General features: G+C 56.2%; 20 protein-coding genes. 10 read left to right on the top strand and 10 right to left on the bottom strand.

Going from position 1 to position 15,318, the window contains the following annotated elements; all coding sequences use genetic code 11:
- Positions 1–331 precede the first annotated feature (331 nt).
- The 10 genes from D3H35_RS12745 to D3H35_RS12705 all read left to right on the top strand — a co-directional run bounded on the left by D3H35_RS12745 (position 332) and on the right by D3H35_RS12705 (position 8,361).
- Positions 332–676, top strand: a complete 345-nt coding sequence (locus D3H35_RS12745; RefSeq protein ID WP_119149714.1) for a hypothetical protein — start codon at positions 332–334, stop codon at positions 674–676.
- Complete coding sequence (locus D3H35_RS12740) at positions 673–966, top strand: hypothetical protein (RefSeq protein ID WP_119149713.1); 294 nt, start codon at positions 673–675, stop codon at positions 964–966. Before D3H35_RS12745 ends, D3H35_RS12740 begins: the two co-directional genes overlap by 4 nt.
- 17 nt (positions 967–983) lie before the next feature.
- A complete protein-coding gene (locus D3H35_RS12735) occupies positions 984–1,664 on the top strand; it encodes a hypothetical protein (RefSeq protein WP_119149712.1) in 681 nt (226 codons plus the stop codon).
- 98 nt (positions 1,665–1,762) lie between these two features.
- Complete coding sequence (locus D3H35_RS12730) at positions 1,763–2,455, top strand: hypothetical protein (RefSeq protein ID WP_147355828.1); 693 nt, start codon at positions 1,763–1,765, stop codon at positions 2,453–2,455.
- Positions 2,456–2,621: 166 nt separating this feature from the next.
- A complete protein-coding gene (locus tag D3H35_RS12725) occupies positions 2,622–3,122 on the top strand; it encodes a hypothetical protein (protein ID WP_119149710.1) in 501 nt (166 codons plus the stop codon).
- 55 nt (positions 3,123–3,177) lie between these two features.
- Complete coding sequence (locus D3H35_RS12720) at positions 3,178–5,367, top strand: hypothetical protein (RefSeq protein WP_119149709.1); 2,190 nt, start codon at positions 3,178–3,180, stop codon at positions 5,365–5,367.
- An 11-nt stretch (positions 5,368–5,378) separates the two neighbouring features.
- The gene (locus D3H35_RS12715; RefSeq protein WP_119149708.1) at positions 5,379–6,533 is read left to right on the top strand and encodes a hypothetical protein; all 1,155 of its coding nucleotides are present in this window, start codon (positions 5,379–5,381) and stop codon (positions 6,531–6,533) included.
- 275 nt (positions 6,534–6,808) lie between these two features.
- Positions 6,809–7,348, top strand: coding sequence for a hypothetical protein (locus tag D3H35_RS12710; RefSeq protein WP_119149707.1), 540 nt, complete (start codon positions 6,809–6,811; stop codon positions 7,346–7,348).
- A 321-nt stretch (positions 7,349–7,669) separates the two neighbouring features.
- Complete coding sequence (locus D3H35_RS30750) at positions 7,670–7,831, top strand: hypothetical protein (RefSeq protein WP_158594082.1); 162 nt, start codon at positions 7,670–7,672, stop codon at positions 7,829–7,831.
- Between the two features lie 305 nt (positions 7,832–8,136).
- A complete protein-coding gene (locus D3H35_RS12705; RefSeq protein WP_119149706.1) occupies positions 8,137–8,361 on the top strand; it encodes a hypothetical protein in 225 nt (74 codons plus the stop codon).
- 309 nt (positions 8,362–8,670) lie between these two features.
- On the opposite strand, the gene D3H35_RS12700 is transcribed toward D3H35_RS12705, so the two are convergent.
- The 10 genes from D3H35_RS12700 to D3H35_RS12660 form a co-directional block, all read right to left on the bottom strand.
- Positions 8,671–9,915, bottom strand: a complete 1,245-nt coding sequence (locus D3H35_RS12700) for a hypothetical protein (RefSeq protein WP_119149705.1) — start codon at positions 9,913–9,915, stop codon at positions 8,671–8,673.
- Between the two features lie 131 nt (positions 9,916–10,046).
- Positions 10,047–10,394: a hypothetical protein gene (locus D3H35_RS12695; protein WP_119149704.1), complete on the bottom strand. Its 348-nt coding sequence runs from the start codon at positions 10,392–10,394 to the stop codon at positions 10,047–10,049.
- A gap of 79 nt (positions 10,395–10,473) precedes the next feature.
- Positions 10,474–10,704, bottom strand: coding sequence for a hypothetical protein (locus D3H35_RS12690; protein WP_119149185.1), 231 nt, complete (start codon positions 10,702–10,704; stop codon positions 10,474–10,476).
- A gap of 227 nt (positions 10,705–10,931) precedes the next feature.
- A complete protein-coding gene (locus D3H35_RS12685; RefSeq protein WP_119149703.1) occupies positions 10,932–11,207 on the bottom strand; it encodes a hypothetical protein in 276 nt (91 codons plus the stop codon).
- Positions 11,195–11,323, bottom strand: a complete 129-nt coding sequence (locus D3H35_RS33515) for a hypothetical protein (RefSeq protein WP_267901385.1) — start codon at positions 11,321–11,323, stop codon at positions 11,195–11,197. Before D3H35_RS33515 ends, D3H35_RS12685 begins: the two co-directional genes overlap by 13 nt.
- Positions 11,320–11,586: a hypothetical protein gene (locus tag D3H35_RS12680; protein WP_119149702.1), complete on the bottom strand. Its 267-nt coding sequence runs from the start codon at positions 11,584–11,586 to the stop codon at positions 11,320–11,322. Before D3H35_RS12680 ends, D3H35_RS33515 begins: the two co-directional genes overlap by 4 nt.
- A 47-nt stretch (positions 11,587–11,633) precedes the next feature.
- Positions 11,634–13,121 carry a hypothetical protein gene (locus D3H35_RS12675; RefSeq protein WP_119149701.1) on the bottom strand — a complete coding sequence of 496 codons (1,488 nt, stop codon included), beginning with the start codon at positions 13,119–13,121 and terminating at the stop codon, positions 11,634–11,636.
- A 54-nt stretch (positions 13,122–13,175) separates the two neighbouring features.
- A complete protein-coding gene (locus D3H35_RS12670) occupies positions 13,176–13,775 on the bottom strand; it encodes a hypothetical protein (protein ID WP_119149700.1) in 600 nt (199 codons plus the stop codon).
- 67 nt (positions 13,776–13,842) lie between these two features.
- Positions 13,843–14,838: a hypothetical protein gene (locus D3H35_RS12665; protein WP_147355827.1), complete on the bottom strand. Its 996-nt coding sequence runs from the start codon at positions 14,836–14,838 to the stop codon at positions 13,843–13,845.
- Positions 14,811–15,317 carry a hypothetical protein gene (locus D3H35_RS12660; protein WP_119149698.1) on the bottom strand — a complete coding sequence of 169 codons (507 nt, stop codon included), beginning with the start codon at positions 15,315–15,317 and terminating at the stop codon, positions 14,811–14,813. The genes D3H35_RS12665 and D3H35_RS12660 overlap by 28 nt, the downstream gene beginning before the upstream one ends.
- Position 15,318: the final 1 nt, after the last annotated feature.

The raw sequence follows: 15,318 nt of genomic DNA, 5'->3' as shown, positions 1-15,318 counted from the left end.
CCGTTCACGGCGCGAATGACAGATTTGGCAGGCGAGACGTTCGAATAGCCGGCATTCGTTCGATCCGCAAAGGGGGATACCGCGTTTCGCTGCGAAATTCGATCGAGAGCCCGCTTCGCATCGAGCGTCTCGGATTCAACTGACCGCCGATGGAAATGAAACCGCATTCGAGCTCCGGGACGCCGTCTTCCCGGTCGAACGGCTGGCTTCCGGTGAAAAGCTGGTTTTCACGATTGTCCGCAGACGGCTGCGGCGGGAGCAAGCCCGGTCGACATTGCTATTCGATCACGAGGAAGCGTCACGTTAATGCCCGATCGCGAAGCAATCTGGAATGCCATACAGGAATCGTATACGGCGCAGTACTTGCAAATCATCAAGGTCAAGACGCTGCCGGCTATTTCCAGTTGCCGGAAGGCGGCCGGAAGCGGAGCGTCTGAGCGAGATCGTCGTCGAGCTGAAGCGCGATGGCGAGAGGAGCGTCTCGGTTTCGCTGAACCCGGAGTCGCTTGAGGTTGAAGCTTCGCTGCCTTTCCCGATAGGCGACGTCATTCTTCGGCGCGAGGACAGCGGCGAATATAGCTGCAAAGTGACGGCTATCCGCCTTAGCGGAGAAACGGTCAAGGATTGGAAAAGAAGACCCGACCGTCTGTTCATCCTGCAAGACGACGTGACTTGAGATGGCTGTATTGGATTTCAACAGCCGATCAGAGGCAACGGCTATCCCATCTATTATCCGTTCGAGGGCAGAGGGGCTCACCTCTTGACGCCGGACAAGCTGAGTCCGGCCGTTCGTCCCGGCGGACTGCGGACGTTCAGCTGCAGTTTTATCGCGGCAGCAATCCGATGCTGCCTCCGCAGCCCTACGGTTTGCTGGATATACGGCTTGAGGCGCGCTACCCGTTCGAGGAGGCGCTCGTCAAATTGCGGGAGCTGCACCCCGAGCCCGGGTTGAACCGGCTTTATTAACCGGCGGCTATCTTCGATTGCTCGCTACGGGCGGCGTGGAATGGCCGGAGGAGGCGTGTCGTCCGGCAGCTTTGAACGCAAATGGCTATGCAGGCATCCGGTTTTTACTGCGCCTGTCTCTGGAAGGAGCGCAGTTCATGAAGGAGCTGCTGGTGCGGGATACGTGGCCGGTGCGTGCCCAAGCGGAGCTGGAGCTGACAGGAATCGCTCCGCGTCTGCCCGTCAAAATCGCATTCGATCCGCCGCTGCTTCATCGGCTGCTGGCGGAACTGTGCGACGAATCCGGACTCGTCTCCGAAGCGCGCTTGTTCAATTTTTTTCCAAGGAGCGCGGCCGCGATCGGGCTGACTCTAGACGGCGAGCCCGCAGCTCTGGCGAGCTTGCGAAACGTTGGCCGACTGGGTCCGTTCGCGATACGGCTCGTTTGCGGCGGCGCCTCTCGCCGATGGCCTCGGCTATTTGGCATTGAACCTTCCGAACGAAGGCTCGGGGAGGGTGGAATGGGATTTATCGCAGCCGATGACGACCTGGCGGACAATCGTTGTTTCGCTCGAACCGTTCGACACGGCGCGCCAAGCTGTCTCCTCCGCGGGCTGGAGACAATCGTACCTCCTCCGGTTATCGTTCCGCCGCTGACTACCGGGTTTCACCAAGTGGACATATCAGCGAATATTCCTGAGCCCGGGCGGGGGTATTAGCGGTCGGCGTTACCTTGCGAGCCGCCCCGCACCCGCCGTCCCGTCCGCAGGCCGTTACCGCTTCAACGGAGCTGTCGTCTCGCTCAGGCGCGGCTTTCGTGCGGCTCAAGCTTTCGCCGCTAGAACCGCTAGCGTACACCTGCTCCACCTTCATCGTAACGGAGGATTCGCGAGGGATTCGTCAATGGGACGGGCTGGAGCTCGCGAGGACCGAAGAGAGGCTGCGGCTCAAGCCCGACGACTTCCCGATTCGCTTCGTTCCGATTGCCGTCAGTCCTGAGCTTCTTGAGCTTGCAACGATCCGCGGCCGATGCGAGTGGCTTGAAGCAAATCATAGTTCCGCTTCATCGGCATTCGTCCTTGACCGCGATCGGCCGGAGCTCGCTATTGCGATCCCTGCGGCAGCAAGCAACGCGTCGTTCGACTTTGATGTTCTCTCCGTAGAAGGAGATCGTTCCCTTCATCTGGGACCGTTTTCCGCGGAGCCGTTGCTTCTTGGGCTGCATCTTTTTCCCGAATACGGACCGCAGCAGATATCTATCGAGCTTGCCGAAGCGGCTTCGCCATCTCTGGTCGCGATCGACCTTCTCCCGGAAAACCGGGAAGAGATGGCCGAAGCCGTTACCGTACTGGCTCTGACGCGAAATCAGTCGAAGAAGAGCTGGAGTTATCTGGCTTCGTCGCCGTTTTATCCCGGCTTCCGGTATCGGAAGCACGCCGGAGCGGACGGAAGTCCTGAGCCATGGTCGGAAATCCAATCGCCGTTCGAACGGCTTGTTCTCGATGCCTAGCGCGCGAGCAAGCCGTTAAAATAAACGAATCGGAGCCGCTAGTTGGTGAAAGATGCGGTTAAGGGAGTGAAGAGCAATTTTCGAATCGACGGAATCGTATTTATTCGAAGACGTCACCTGGTATCCGGACCCGAAGGAGCCGTACGATTTTTACTACGTACCGGGCGTGCCTGTTCCGGAGAGGGATCCGTCCGGTCAAGCCGTGCTGACACTGTGGCTGTTCGGGCAAAACCAAAGCTCGCGGCTGCAATTCGGCGTCCAATGGACAGCCGAGCAATCGACGCTTCAGGCGTTGGCCGCCGAAATCGTCCGGCGTTACCCGGAGCGGAAGCTCACGGCGGCTTCGATCCGCCTCATGCCGGCTCAAGTCGATATCGACAGCGTGACGCTTGCGATCGGCGACGGGTCGGGAACGTTCGCAGATTTGCAAAGCGTGCGCTCGTCCGGTTATCCGCCGTTCAGCGCCTTGTTCAATACAGCGCTTACTTCGGAGCAAAGCGGCCAAGCAACCGCCGCGCTCAACGGCAGTCCGGATCGTCTTACGGTGACGTATCGCGGACAAGTCCAGCGGAGCGGACAGGGAGCGGCGCAGCTCGCGGCCACGGCCGACTTGAGCAGGTGGCTTCCCGCAGGCACTTCCGCGAATTACATTCGCAGCATCTCTTGATAGCGCTCCCAGAACTTATTTTCGATCATAGCCAATATAAGAGGAGGAATTTTTCATGCTGATGTGGGATAAACCGGAAGTCGTCGAAGGACTGACCGTCTACCGCGATCACGAGGATCGGACTTTGTACTACGTCTTGCCAAGCGTTCCGGGGTTTCGAATCGACGATAACGGATTGCCGGTGTTCAAATTTATCAAATACCGGTTTCCGATCGATCGGCCGGACGGCAAGAAGGGCGGCGGCTTCCTGATCGCCGATGTGGAGTTCTCCGTACCCGAGGACAAGCTGGCCAAGGTCAAAGAAGCTCTTCAAGAGCGGTTGGACGAACAAGCGCGCAATCTCGGACAGCAAACTCCGGCTTCGCCGGTCAAATTCGGCCAATTGAGCTTCCTTCGCGGCACTGCAAGCATAACCGTTCTTGATGACGGAGGCAGTCTCGTGGAGAAGGTAATCAACCCGGCCGCGCCTTCGCTTTATGGCAAGATGATCACGCCTTTCACCGCCGAATTGTCCGCAGAAGGCGCAACGCTGCTGGAGCAGGCTCTCCAGGGAAAAGGCGCCATCGTTCAGGTCGCTTACGACCTGTGGATGCCGGTTCGGCTTCCACCCGTGAAGGCGAGAATCTGGTTCAAAGCCGAGAAGTTCATGGAGTTTCATCAGGAAATCGACGTCGAGGAAAATTTCTGGAGCGAGGACGACTACCGCGAGAAAATCAGCGAGAAGTTCTCGCAAAGAGAAGCCGGCGGCGTTCAGATCGACCCGGGCGGAGTGGTCGATCAGAAGGTCATCGGCGCCGTCCGGGATTGGGCCTTGCGGAATTGGGAGGACAGGCTCGCCAAAATGGTTCTCGGAGACATTCCGCCGGTCGATCGGGACGCGAGCAAATGGTACACGGAGCACGATTTTGAGAACATTAGCCGCGACGTTATATCCAGCAGAGTATCCAGCTTCGACATTAAATACGAAGAAGGATCGATCATGGAATGGAATCCGTCGCCGCGCGGATCGCTTCCTAATATTACGACGTTGACGGGCCGCGACGGACAGCCGTTCAAATGGGAAGATTTCTCCTTGACCGTCGATCTGGACGATCCGTTCTTCAGGCAGCTCCGGGTAACGACGAGAGCGAACGCAGATTTCGACAAGCTTCCCTTAAACAGTGTCGAGGTTAAGATCGAATATAAGCAGGGCGCCGAGCACAGCATCAAGGAATTCGATCTTCGCAGCCCTGACGATCTCGGCAAATTCGCCAGCTTCATCGCCAACGACAGCTATAAATACAAATATTCGTACCAAGTGAACTACAAGGGCGAAGCCCAGGCTTATCAATCGCCCGAAATCGAAAGCGACGAAGAAAATTTGACGATCAACGTCGGCGACATCGGCATTCTGCTCGTGGATGTAGCCCCTGGCGACTTGAATTTCAACCAAGTATCCGAAGCTCAGGTAACTCTCCAGTACGAGGACAGAGATAACGGTGTCGATTTAATCGAAGATGTATTCAAGCTGGACAAAGATCACAGCGAGCACCGTTTTTCCCGTGTAATTTTTAAGCCTCGCAAAAATCCGTATCGTTATCGAGTCAACTATTTCATGAAGGAAAACGGAAAAGAGTTCAAAAGCGATTGGCAAAGCGGCGTGGCGGACAAGCTGTTCATCAACGATCCGTTCAGTGCTAGCCGGACGGTCAGCGTTCGGGGCTTCGGCGACTTCGCAGCCCGAATCGATTCGATCTTCGTCGATCTGGTGTACCGGGACGAAGAGAACAACTACGGCCAGTCTCAGTCCGTGGCGCTCAGTCAAGCGGTCAACTTCTTCGACTGGACGTTCCCGGTCATTACCGAGACGGGAGGACAGGTGACGTACTCCGCGAACATCCGCTTCAAGGACGGCACGTTCGAGGAAGTTCCCACGACCGTCAGCGACCGGAATACGATCATGCTCGGAGACGTCGCTCTCACCCAGAGTATCCAGCTCGTGCCCGATTTGATCAACTTCGATCTGGTGAAGCTCGTTAAGGTGACGCTCCATTATGCGGACGAAGCGAACGGCATCGACGAGACCAAAGACTTCTTGTTCAAGAAGGGCGCCCAGGAAGCGAAGTGGGAGTTTACCTACAAAGACAAATCCAAGCAAGTTTACGAATGGAGAGCGTCTTACTTCATGGTCGACGGATCGGTGAAAAATATCGAGCCTGGCAACACGTCGGAAAAAACGATCGTATTGCCGGAAACGCCGGCCTAGGAGGCGATAAAATGCTGTACCTGGCTCCGCCTTATTATATGATCAACCGGGTGTCGGTCTTTCGCGATCACGAGGATCCCTTGCAATGGTACTACCTGCCAGCACCGCCTAGACTGACCGAGGTTACGGACGAACAAACGGGCGTTTCCGTTCCCCAGCTTCAGGTCATCCAATTTCGGAGCGGGCCAGACAGCGGCGGCTTCCTCAATTTCGATGTCAACCTGGGAGTCGATCCCGACGTGCTGGAGGAGATCCGGGATGAGATCAAGCGCTCGGAGCATCTGCGCGAGTCGCCGCGGCTTGCTCCGGTTCCGTTAATCGACGGAACGGTAAAGCTAATGCTGTTCGACAAGCAAACCGGCGATGCGCCATCGCCTGCAGGACCGAAGATATCTTTCGCTCTTAGCTTCAGCCATAACGCGAAGCCTGCCTTGTATGGAGACAATCAGTCGGCATTCTCGGTGCAGTTGACCAAAGAAGGCGTCATTGCTCTGAGAGAGGCGCTGCAAGGGGAGATGTCGCCGATCGGAATTATTTATTCGCTTGATTATTTGGCGCTTCGCCCGGCTTATTCCGTTCGGCTGAGCATCGACTGGGAACGAGTGCAGAACCATCTTGACGAGACTTTCGGCTCCGATTCCATTTTTTATCAATCCCAAATTACGGAAGCCGTCGATAAATTGATAGACAACCGGGTCATCGTTATCGAAGACGATTTGTTCGTCGTCGAAGGCGAGGACGAAGGGCTGACGGCCCGGCATGAGCAAGCGGTTGACGAAGTGCGGAGCATGATTACCGACGCTTTCTTCACGCCGAGCTTAAATCCGATCGAGCCGGAAAAAGAGGATACCTGGGACAAGATCGAACATCTCGCCAAAACCTCTTCCGCGCTTGCCGTAACGGGCGGATGGGGCTCGTTAGTCAGCTTTTCTTATCGTCAAATCGATTACACGCGTATCGATCGCAAAAGACTGAACGTCAACTTCAGCGAACGGACCGCGGTCAAGAAATCCATCTATCCGCAAGGCCACTTGAGCGCCTGTTCAAATCGCTGCGGGAGCCGGCATCGATCTGAGCCGCTTCGTCCTGTCGGTCGATCTGATCGATCCTTGGTTCGAGCTCCGGAAAATCCAGGTCATTTCCCGAGCCGATTACCAGGAGGATGACATCGCTTCGATCCACGTTACGTTGGAATACGGGAATCAGGTGAAATCCGTCTTACTGGATTCGTCGGCTTCCACCTTTAACCTTGAGTGGAACAGCATTCTTGACAACGGTGAGTGCGGCGTCAAGCGGTGTATCGCTACAAGGTTCTCTTTCGCCATGTCGACGGGACCGAGCGCCCGCTTTCGCTGCAATCTCCCGACATTATCGAACGAGGCGACGTTGTGGAAATCCTTCCAGAGAGCTGTATTCCATCGTCCCGGTCCCGATTCAGGCGTTGAATTTTCCATGGGAGCGTTATTCGCATGTCGAGGTTCGGACGCAATACGAGGATCCCGAGCATCGGATCAGCCAAGACAGCTTTGTGCTGAGCAAGGAAACCGTCACCGAAGCGAGCTGGAAAATGTTCGTCATGGACTCCGGTAAAACCCGTTTCCGCTACAAAATCATTTATCGCGCGGTTGATTTTCGGGACGTTGAGCTGCCCTGGATGGAGACGGATGAGGAACGGCTGACGATCCGCGATCCTTTTCCGACGAAGCGCACGCTGGAAATCGTTCCGCTGTTCGACTGGACGAAGGTGGACCGGGCTTTCGTGGACGTCTCGTACGAGGACCCGAATAATGGCGTGCTCGAAGAGCAGTCTTTCGAATTCAACGATAAGTCTGTCGCGACCGGGCGCTTTGTCGTTGCACTCCAGGACGCAAACCGGAGGCAGGTCGGATTCAAAGCGACGATTATTCGCAAAGACGGAACGCTGTCCGAGGTTCCGCAGTCGTATACCCTCGAGAGACGTCTTACCGTAAGGAGGATATGAACGGGCATAAAGTCGTCGCTATCCGCCCGGGGACGGCGATTTCGCGGAGCTCAAACTTCGCGAGATTATCGTAAAACTCCGATACGATGACCCGGAACGCGGCTTGAGCTTCGCCGACGATTCGCATTCAAATCCGCCGCCGACCGCGCGAGCTTCGAGTACGACTATACCGCCGAAGGTCCTGCCGGTTACCAAATCCAGATCGTTCGCCGCTTTACGAACGGCTTGAGCAATATGATCGACTGGAAAACGAGCGATGAGCCGGATGTCGTCGTTCCGTTGAACTAGCGAAACCTAAGATAGGGAAGGAGGAACGGCAGCATGCTCCTATTAGGCAGCCGAACGATTACGATTGAGGGAATAACGATTTTCCCCGATCACGCCGACCCCGACCAGTTCTGGTACTTGCCCGGACCGGTTCAGCTTGCCCGCCGCGACGGTCGGCCGCATTCACTTTCATTAAGTACAAACCGGCAGCCGTAACCGGCGGGGCGAAGGGCGGCGGTTCCTCATGTTTGAAGTGAACCTGCGGCTCGATCCGGCGCTGGAGCGTCGAATATTGTCCAAGCTGCGTTCGATCGCGAAGGATAAGCCCAATCTAGCCGTCGTTCCTTTCGACGAAGGTACCGTCCAATGCATCGCTCTTAATTTGCAAGGGGCGGGAGCATTGGCGCAGCCGGCCTCCGGTCGTTCAACGCGGTCGAGAAAATTCTCGGCTCGTCCATCCCATCGCTGCAAGGAGACAACACCGCGGTATTCAGCCTCACCCTTAGCCAGGAAGGGCCACTTTGCTGGAAAAAGCGTTCGAGCAAGGGACCGAACCGGTAGGCGTCATTTACGATCTTAAGTTCACCGGGATGCGTCCGGCTCGAACGTCGAGATTACGCCGATTTGGAGCGCGTATACACAGATTAGCGGGGGCGTCGAGCGCAAGTCTATTTCGTCCGCGCCGCATCGACGCCGCGTTCGAAAAGCTGTGCAGGACGGGCCTTCGTCGAAAGAACGACGGCTAGATTGGCTTATCCTTCGCGATCGAACGCAGCTTGGACAATATTCGACGCTCCAGCGCCGGATCGAGCCGCAGGTTCACTTCAAACATGAGGAACCCGCCGCCCTTCGCCCCGCCGTTACGGCTGCCGGTTTGTACTTAATGAAAGTGAATGCGGCCCGACCGTCGCGGCGGGCAAGCTGAACCGGTCCGGGCAAGTACCAGAACTGTCGGGGTCGGCGTGATCGGGGAAAATCGTTATTCCCTCAATCGTAATCGTTCGGCTGCCTAATAGGAGCATGCTGCCGTTCCTCCTTCCCTATCTTAGGTTTCGCTAGTTCAACGGAACGACGACATCCGGCTCATCGCTCGTTTTCAGTCGATCATATTGCTCAAGCCGTTCGTAAAGCGGCGAACGATCTGGATTTGGTAACCGCAGACCTTCGGCGGTATAGTCGTACTCGAAGCTCGCGCGGTCGGCGGCGGATTTGAATGCGAACTCGTCGGCGAAGCTCAAGCCGCGTTCCGGGTCATCGTATCGGAGTTTTACGATAATCTCGCGAAGTTTGAGCTCCGCGAAATCGCCGTCCCCGGGCCGGATAGCGACGACTTTATGCCCGTTCATATCCTCCCTTACGGTAAGACGTCTCTCGAGGGTATACGACTGCGGAACCTCGGACAGCGTTCCGTCTTTGCGAATAATCGTCGCTTTGAATCCGACCTGCCTCCGGTTTGCGTCCTGGAGTGCAACGACAAAGCGCCCGGTCGCGACAGACTTATCGTTGAATTCGAAAGACTGCTCTTCGAGCACGCCATTATTCGGGTCCTCGTACGAGACGTCCACGAAAGCCCGGTCCACCTTCGTCCAGTCGAACAGCGGAACGATTTCCAGCGTGCGCTTCGTCGGAAAAGGATCGCGGATCGTCAGCCGTTCCTCATCCGTCTCCATCCAGGGCAGCTCAACGTCCCGAAAATCAACCGCGCGATAAATGATTTTGTAGCGGAAACGGGTTTTACCGGAGTCCATGACGAACATTTTCCAGCTCGCTTCGGTGACGGTTTCCTTGCTCAGCACAAAGCTGTCCGCTTGGCTGATCCGATGCTCGGGATCCTCGTATTGCGTCCGAACCTCGACATGCGAATAACGCTCCCATGGAAAATTCAACGCCTGAATCGGGACCGGGACGATGGAATACAGCTCTCTTGGAAGGATTTCCACAACGTCGCCTCGTTCGATAATGTCGGGAGATTGCAGCGAAAGCGGGCGCTCGGTCCCGTCGACATGGCGAAAGAGAACCTTGTAGCGATACACCGCTTGACGCCGCACCTCACCGTTGTCAAGAATGCTGTTCCACTCAAGGTTAAAGGTGGAAGCCGACGAATCCAGTAAGACGGATTTCACCTGATTCCCGTATTCCAACGTAACGTGGATCGAAGCGATGTCATCCTCCTGGTAATCGGCTCGGGAAATGACCTGGATTTTCCGGAGCTCGAACCAAGGATCGATCAGATCGACCGACAGGACGAAGCGGCTCAGATCGATGCCCGGCTCCCGCAGCGATTTGAACAGGCCGCTCAAGTGGCCTTGCGGATAGATGGATTTCTTGACCGCGGTCCGTTCGCTGAAGTTGACGTTCAGTCTTTTGCGATCGATACGCGTGTAATCGATTTGACGATAAGAAAAGCTGACTAACGAGCCCCATCCGCCCGTTACGGCAAGCGCGGAAGAGGTTTTGGCGAGATGTTCGATCTTGTCCCAGTATCCTCTTTTTCCGGCTCGATCGGATTTAAGCTCGGCGTGAAGAAAGCGTCGGTAATCATGCTCCGCACTTCGTCAACCGCTTGCTCATGCCGGGCCGTCAGCCCTTCGTCCTCGCCTTCGACGACGAACAAATCGTCTTCGATAACGATGACCCGGTTGTCTATCAATTTATCGACGGCTTCCGTAATTTGGGATTGATAAAAAATGGAATCGGAGCCGAAAGTCTCGTCAAGATGGTTCTGCACTCGTTCCCAGTCGATGCTCAGCCGAACGGAATAAGCCGGGCGAAGCGCCAAATAATCAAGCGAATAAATAATTCCGATCGCGACATCTCCCCTTGCAGCGCCTCTCTCAGAGCAATGACGCCTTCTTTGGTCAACTGCACCGAGAATGCCGACTGATTGTCTCCATACAAGCAGGCTTCGCGTTATGGCTGAAGCTAAGAGCGAAAGATATCTTCGGTCCTGCAGGCGATGGCGCATCGCCGGTTTGCTTGTCGAACAGCATTAGCTTTACCGTTCCGTCGATTAACGGAACCGGAGCAAGCCGCGGCGACTCGCGCAGATGCTCCGAGCGCTTGATCTCATCCCGGATCTCCTCCAGCACGTCGGGATCGACTCCCAGGTTGACATCGAAATTGAGAAGCCGCCGCTGTCTGGCCCGCTCCGAAATTGGATGACCTGAAGCTGGGGAACGGAAACGCCCGTTTGTTCGTCCGTAACCTCGGTCAGTCTAGGCGTGCTGGCAGGTAGTACCATTGCAAGGGATCCTCGTGATCGCGAAAGACCGACACCCGGTTGATCATATAATAAGGCGGAGCCAGGTACAGCATTTTATCGCCTCCTAGCCGGCGTTTCCGGCAATACGATCGTTTTTTCCGACGTGTTGCCAGGCTCGATATTTTTCACCGATCCGTCGACCATGAAGTAAGACGCTCTCCATTCGTAAACTTGCTTGGATTTGTCTTTGTAGGTAAACTCCCACTTCGCTTCCTGGGCGCCCTTCTTGAACAAGAAGTCTTTGGTCTCGTCGATGCCGTTCGCTTCGTCCGCATAATGGAGCGTCACCTTAACGAGCTTCACCAGATCGAAGTTGATCAAATCGGGCACGAGCTGGATACTCTGGTGAGAGCGACGTCTCCGAGCATGATCGTTCCGGTCGCTGACGGTCGTGGAACTTCCTCGAACGTGCCGTCCTTGAAGCGGATGTTCGCGGAGTACGTCACCTGTCCTCCCGTCTCGTAATGACCGGGAACGTCCAGTCGAAGAAGTTGACCGCTTGACTGAGCGCCACGGACTGAGACTGGCCGTAGTTGTTCTCTTCGTCCCGGTACACCAGATCGACGAAGATCGAATCGATTCGGGCTGCGAAGTCGCCGAAGCCCCGAACGCTGACCGTCCGGCTAGCACTGAACGGATCGTTGATGAACAGCTTGTCCGCCACGCCGCTTTGCCAATCGCTTTTGAACTCTTTTCCGTTTTCCTTCATGAAATAGTTGACTCGATAACGATACGGATTTTTGCGAGGCTTAAAAATTACACGGGAAAAACGTGCTCGCTGTGATCTTTGTCCAGCTTGAATACATCTTCGATTAAATCGACACCGTTATCTCTGTCCTCGTACTGGAGAGTTACCTGAGCTTCGGATACTTGGTTGAAATTCAAGTCGCCAGGGCTACATCCACGAGCAGAATGCCGATGTCGCCGACGTTGATCGTCAAATTTTCTTCGTCGCTTTCGATTTCGGGCGATTGATAAGCCTGGGCTTCCCTTGTAGTTCACTTGGTACGAATATTTGTATTTATAGCTGTCGTTGGCGATGAAGCTGGCGAATTTGCCGAGATCGTCAGGGCTGCGAAGATCGAATTCCTTGATGCTGTGCTCGGCGCCCTGCTTATATTCGATCTTAACCTCGACACTGTTTAAGGGAAGCTTGTCGAAATCTGCGTTCGCTCTCGTCGTTACCCGGAGCTGCCTGAAGAACGGATCGTCCAGATCGACGGTCAAGGAGAAATCTTCCCATTTGAACGGCTGTCCGTCGCGGCCCGTCAACGTCGTAATATTAGGAAGCGATCCGCGCGGCGACGGATTCCATTCCATGATCGATCCTTCTTCGTATTTAATGTCGAAGCTGGATACTCTGCTGGATATAACGTCGCGGCTAATGTTCTCAAAATCGTGCTCCGTGTACCATTTGCTCGCGTCCCGATCGACCGGCGGAATGTCTCCGAGAACCATTTTGGCGAGCCTGTCCTCCCAATTCCGCAAGGCCCAATCCCGGACGGCGCCGATGACCTTCTGATCGACCACTCCGCCCGGGTCGATCTGAACGCCGCCGGCTTCTCTTTGCGAGAACTTCTCGCTGATTTTCTCGCGGTAGTCGTCCTCGCTCCAGAAATTTTCCTCGACGTCGATTTCCTGATGAAACTCCATGAACTTCTCGGCTTTGAACCAGATTCTCGCCTTCACGGGTGGAAGCCGAACCGGCATCCACAGGTCGTAAGCGACCTGAACGATGGCGCCTTTTCCCTGGAGAGCCTGCTCCAGCAGCGTTGCGCCTTCTGCGGACAATTCGGCGGTGAAAGGCGTGATCATCTTGCCATAAAGCGAAGGCGCGGCCGGGTTGATTACCTTCTCCACGAGACTGCCTCCGTCATCAAGAACGGTTATGCTTGCAGTGCCGCGAAGGAAGCTCAATTGGCCGAATTTGACCGGCGAAGCCGGAGTTTGCTGTCCGAGATTGCGCGCTTGTTCGTCCAACCGCTCTTGAAGAGCTTCTTTGACCTTGGCCAGCTTGTCCTCGGGTACGGAGAACTCCACATCGGCGATCAGGAAGCCGCCGCCCTTCTTGCCGTCCGGCCGATCGATCGGAAACCGGTATTTGATAAATTTGAACACCGGCAATCCGTTATCGTCGATTCGAAACCCCGGAACGCTTGGCAAGACGTAGTACAAAGTCCGATCCTCGTGATCGCGGTAGACGGTCAGTCCTTCGACGACTTCCGGTTTATCCCACATCAGCATGAAAAATTCCTCCTCTTATATTGGCTATGATCGAAAATAAGTTCTGGAGCGCTATCAAGAGATGCTGCGAATGTAATTCGCGGAAGTGCCTGCGGGAAGCCACCTGCTCAAGTCGGCCGTGGCCGCGAGCTGCGCCGCTCCCTGTCCGCTCCGCTGGACTTGTCCGCGATACGTCACCGTAAGACGATCCGGACTGCCGTTGAGCGCGGCGGTTGCTTGGCCGCTTTGCTCCGAAGTAAGCGCTGTATTGAACAAGGCGCTGAACGGCGGATAACCGGACGAGCGCACGCTTTGCAAATCTGCGAACGTTCCCGACCCGTCGCCGATCGCAAGCGTCACGCTGTCGATATCGACTTGAGCCGGCATGAGGCGGATCGAAGCCGCCGTGAGCTTCCGCTCCGGGTAACGCCGGACGATTTCGGCGGCCAACGCCTGAAGCGTCGATTGCTCGGCTGTCCATTGGACGCCGAATTGCAGCCGCGAGCTTTGGTTTTGCCCGAACAGCCACAGTGTCAGCACGGCTTGACCGGACGGATCCCTCTCCGAACAGGCACGCCCGGTACGTAGTAAAAATCGTACGGCTCCTTCGGGTCCGGATACCAGGTGACGTCTTCGAATAAATACGATTCCGTCGATTCGAAAATTGCTCTTCACTCCCCTTAACCGCATCTTTCACCAACTAGCGGCTCCGATTCGTTTATTTTAACGGCTTGCTCGCGCGCTAGGCATCGAGAACAAGCCGTTCGAACGGCGATTGGATTTCCGACCATGGCTCAGGACTTCCGTCCGCTCCGGCGTGCTTCCGATACCGGAAGCCGGGATAAAACGGCGACGAAGCCAGATAACTCCAGCTCTTCTTCGACTGATTTCGCGTCAGAGCCAGTACGGTAACGGCTTCGGCCATCTCTTCCCGGTTTTCCGGGAGAAGGTCGATCGCGACCAGAGATGGCGAAGCCGCTTCGGCAAGCTCGATAGATATCTGCTGCGGTCCGTATTCGGGAAAAAGATGCAGCCCAAGAAGCAACGGCTCCGCGGAAAACGGTCCCAGATGAAGGGAACGATCTCCTTCTACGGAGAGAACATCAAAGTCGAACGACGCGTTGCTTGCTGCCGCAGGGATCGCAATAGCGAGCTCCGGCCGATCGCGGTCAAGGACGAATGCCGATGAAGCGGAACTATGATTTGCTTCAAGCCACTCGCATCGGCCGCGGATCGTTGCAAGCTCAAGAAGCTCAGGACTGACGGCAATCGGAACGAAGCGAATCGGGAAGTCGTCGGGCTTGAGCCGCAGCCTCTCTTCGGTCCTCGCGAGCTCCAGCCCGTCCCATTGACGAATCCCTCGCGAATCCTCCGTTACGATGAAGGTGGAGCAGGTGTACGCTAGCGGTTCTAGCGGCGAAAGCTTGAGCCGCACGAAAGCCGCGCCTGAGCGAGACGACAGCTCCGTTGAAGCGGTAACGGCCTGCGGACGGGACGGCGGGTGCGGGGCGGCTCGCAAGGTAACGCCGACCGCTAATACCCCCGGCCCGGGCTCAGGAATATTCGCTGATATGTCCACTTGGTGAAACCCGGTAGTCAGCGGCGGAACGATAACCGGAGGAGGTACGATTGTCTCCAGCCCCGCGGAGGAGACAGCTTGGCGCGCCGTGTCGAACGGTTCGAGCGAAACAACGATTGTCCGCCAGGTCGTCATCGGCTGCGATAAATCCCATTCCACCCTCCCGAGCCTTCGTTCGGAAGGTTCAATGCCAAATAGCCGAGGCCATCGGCGAGAGGCGCCGCCGCAAACGAGCCGTATCGCGAACGGACCCAGTCGGCCAACGTTTCCGCAAGCTCGCCAGAGCTGCCGGGCTCGCCGTCTAGAGTCAGCCCGATCGCGGCCGGCTCCTTGGAAAAAAATTGAACAAGCGCGCTTCGGGAGACGAGTCCGGATTCGTCGCACAGTTCCGCCAGCAGCCGATGAAGCAGCGGCGGATCGAATGCGATTTTGACGGGCAGACGCGGAGCGATTCCTGTCAGCTCCAGCTCCGCTTGGGCACGCACCGGCCACGTATCCCGCACCAGCAGCTCCTTCATGAACTGCGCTCCTTCCAGAGACAGGCGCAGTAAAAACCGGATGCCTGCATAGCCATTTGCGTTCAAAGCTGCCGGACGACACGCCTCCTCCGGCCATTCCACGCCGCCCGTAGCGAGCAAT

The organism is Cohnella faecalis, from assembly GCF_003570905.1.
In the GTDB taxonomy this organism is placed as follows: Bacteria; Bacillota; Bacilli; order Paenibacillales; family Paenibacillaceae; genus Cohnella; species Cohnella faecalis.
The sequence above is the reverse complement of the archived record's forward strand: the minus strand, read 5'-3'. Positions and strand labels throughout refer to the sequence as shown.

What these genes read in the sequence shown, in the direction of transcription:
- D3H35_RS12745 (WP_119149714.1), top strand. Translation starts at nt 332, where the DNA reads ATGCCATACAGGAATCGTATACGGCGCAGTACTTGCAAATCATCAAGG.
- D3H35_RS12720 (WP_119149709.1), top strand. Translation starts at nt 3,178, where the DNA reads ATGCTGATGTGGGATAAACCGGAAGTCGTCGAAGGACTGACCGTCTAC.
- D3H35_RS12715 (WP_119149708.1), top strand. Translation starts at nt 5,379, where the DNA reads ATGCTGTACCTGGCTCCGCCTTATTATATGATCAACCGGGTGTCGGTC.
- D3H35_RS30750 (WP_158594082.1), top strand. Translation starts at nt 7,670, where the DNA reads ATGCTCCTATTAGGCAGCCGAACGATTACGATTGAGGGAATAACGATT.
- D3H35_RS12680 (WP_119149702.1), bottom strand. Translation starts at nt 11,586, where the DNA reads ATGAAGGAAAACGGAAAAGAGTTCAAAAGCGATTGGCAAAGCGGCGTG.
- D3H35_RS12675 (WP_119149701.1), bottom strand. Translation starts at nt 13,121, where the DNA reads ATGCTGATGTGGGATAAACCGGAAGTCGTCGAAGGACTGACCGTCTAC.